This is a genomic window from Marinospirillum sp. (assembly GCF_014859565.1).
The window spans coordinates 1-2,645 of record NZ_JACUUA010000352.1 but is presented as its reverse complement, the minus strand read 5'-3'; the positions used below and the strand labels follow the sequence as shown (position 1 = coordinate 2,645).

The 2,645-nt window shown below is 51.3% G+C and carries 2 protein-coding genes; both read right to left on the bottom strand.

The annotated features are described in order from the left end of the window. Nucleotides 1–1,953: methyl-accepting chemotaxis protein (locus tag IBX50_RS19515; RefSeq protein WP_292258065.1), on the bottom strand; the 1,953-nt coding region annotated here is incomplete at its 3' end. Between the two features lie 214 nt (nucleotides 1,954–2,167). Next, nucleotides 2,168–2,645 (bottom strand): 2-oxo acid dehydrogenase subunit E2 (locus tag IBX50_RS19510; protein WP_292258064.1); only part of this gene is annotated, 478 nt, incomplete at its 5' end.

Here is a 2,645-nt window from a genome sequence, read left to right as displayed (position 1 = left end):
AGCACCCTGAGCACTGGCTTCACTGCCATCCCGAATTCGTCCCAGATTGGCATCTATCTCACTGGCAACAGCCGATTGTTCTTCCGCAGCGGCAGCAATCTGCTGGTTCTTGGCATCAATATCCTGCACGGCTTGCAGAATATGGCTAAGCGCCTGACTAACCTGCCTTGACTGTTCTGCCGTTAATTCTGCACGTTCATGGCTTTTCTGGATATGCCCCACCACATTATCCACACCCTGATGCAGGTCCTCAATAATTACGGCAATTTCATGGGTTGAGTTCTGGGTGCGACTGGCCAGAGAGCGTACTTCATCTGCAACCACAGCAAAACCCCGTCCGGCATCACCGGCTCTTGCAGCTTCTATGGCAGCGTTAAGTGCCAATAAGTTGGTCTGTTCTGCAATGGCTCGTATCACTTCCAGCGCATCACCAATACGGCTGCTGCGCTCGACCAGATTTTTACCGGCTGCGGCGGCATCATCCAGTGAACCTGCCAGACGCTGCATTCGATCACCCATTTCACCGGCCAACTGCTGACCCTGCTCAGCCTGCTGACGCGCAGTGCCTGCTGTTGCTGCAGCGCTGGCAGCATGCTCTGCCACCTCGGTTGATGTGGCATTCATCTGATTCATGGAGCAAGCCACCTGTTCGGTTTCATTCTGCTGGGTGATGCTGGTCTGACGTGCTTCACCAGCTGCCAGTGAGACACGCTCGGCCTGCCCGGTGACCTGCTCCACACTGCCCTGAACCATTTTTACCAGTTCACGCATCCGTGCTGACATGCTGCCAAAAGCTTCCGTCAACACACCCATTTCGTCGCGAGTCGTTGCCAGCGGTGTAACTCTCAAATCACCCTTTGCCAATGTTTGAACACTGGTTAACAGCTGTCGCATGTTCAGATTCATGGAGACATAAAAACAGGTGTAGAGGTAAGCAATCACCAACAACTGTGCCAGCAGTAAGCTGGTCATCATCCACAAATAACGTGTCTGCGACGCTTCAGCAGCCTGCAGGTAACTGTCTGCCTCGGCAATCAGAGCTACCCCCACCTTCAGTAAATTCTGCTGACTTTGGATTCCAGAATCAAAAAAAGCCTGCCAATCTGCATCAAAACTGACGGCAAACACCACTTGATCTTCCAGCAACTCCTGAAAATGACTCACCTGTTGATCCACTTCTGTAGACAGACCCTGCAAGCGGGTTGCCAGCTCCGGGGCGCGAAATGCCAGACTGTCCAGAGTCGCCTGCCACCCCAGATTCTGACGTGTTAGCAGATCAAGCACGTTTTCCAGCTCGGTACTACTGCGTGAATCCATAAACTGTTGCATCAAAACATGGCTGCCGTAACTGCGCCCTTGGCTGATACTGCCCAGTAAGGGTGGCAACTGGTCGTTCAGCAACAGCTGCAACAACTGCACTTCGGTTCTGGAATCCCGCATCAGATCACTGCTTTGACGCAAAGACTGCAACAAGGCATAGGTGTTGGTAACCAGTGGCTGAAAATGCGCCAGTGCCAATGCCTGGTTACCCATCCGCCCCTGTGGCCGAAACAGCCCTTCGGCCTGTTCCCTCAAGGCCTGCATTACGGCTTTTAGATTACTGTCTGCCAGTAACAAGTCGGCTTGCTGCTGTAGCTGGTTGTATTCTTGCAGCCAGTTGTTCTGTAATCCTTCCAGCTGTTGCTGCAAATTGTGATCTTCGCGACCATCCTGCAGAGCAGCAACATCCCGGTAACTTTCTGACAAACCAATAAGACGCAGGGTTGCTTGTTGTAACTCCAGTCCGGCTCTTTCGCGTTGTAACTGTCGCAGTTCATCCCAAAGCTGTTTGGTTTGCATCCCACTGAGCAGAATCAGCGGTAACAGAAACAGCAGGGCGATCAGGGTGAACTTCTGGAAATATGCCAGACGGTTCATCAGCACCATGCCCGGCTTTAAAAGTATAGTCAGCATTACAAGACCCTCGTGAAGGTATCCTTTTTTTGTTTTTAGACAGGATCAGCCTGAGCCTGGTCGGAATGGATACTGTTGCTAACCTTAGCGGAAATACAGCAGAAATCAAACGTATGTTTTAATGTTTTCTGTAAAGAATAACTCCCGCTACTGCGGGAGTTATCAGAACCTGAAGCTATGTTGTTGTCTTACAAAAGCATTTTGCGAATATCACTTAACTGCTGCGACAGGAAGGTGATAAAACGTGCTGCATCAGCAGCTCAGAAGATTCACGCGCCAGGTCATAAACACTTTTCTTGTCAGCATCCTTAACCACCACTACCAACAGCCCGTCTGGGGTATCCACCGCAAAACCGATGTTGATGTATTTTTTCCAGATCAGCGTATCACCAGCTGCACCCAGGGATACGTTGAACTGTGGGTAGGCTTTTAATGCCAGTGCACAGGCCTTGATCAGGAAAGGCAGTGGCGTGACCTTGGCACCCTGTTTTTCTGCTTCTGCCTTGATGGATTTGCGGAAGTCTTCCAGCTCGGTAATGTCAGCTTCATCAAACTGGGTAACATGCGGCACATTCAGCCAGGAACGATGCAGATTGACCGCGCCGGCCTTCAGCAAACGACCCATGGGTTTTTCTTCGATCTCACCAAACTGGCTGAAATCCTGCACTGGCACCGGCGGAATACCTGCACCA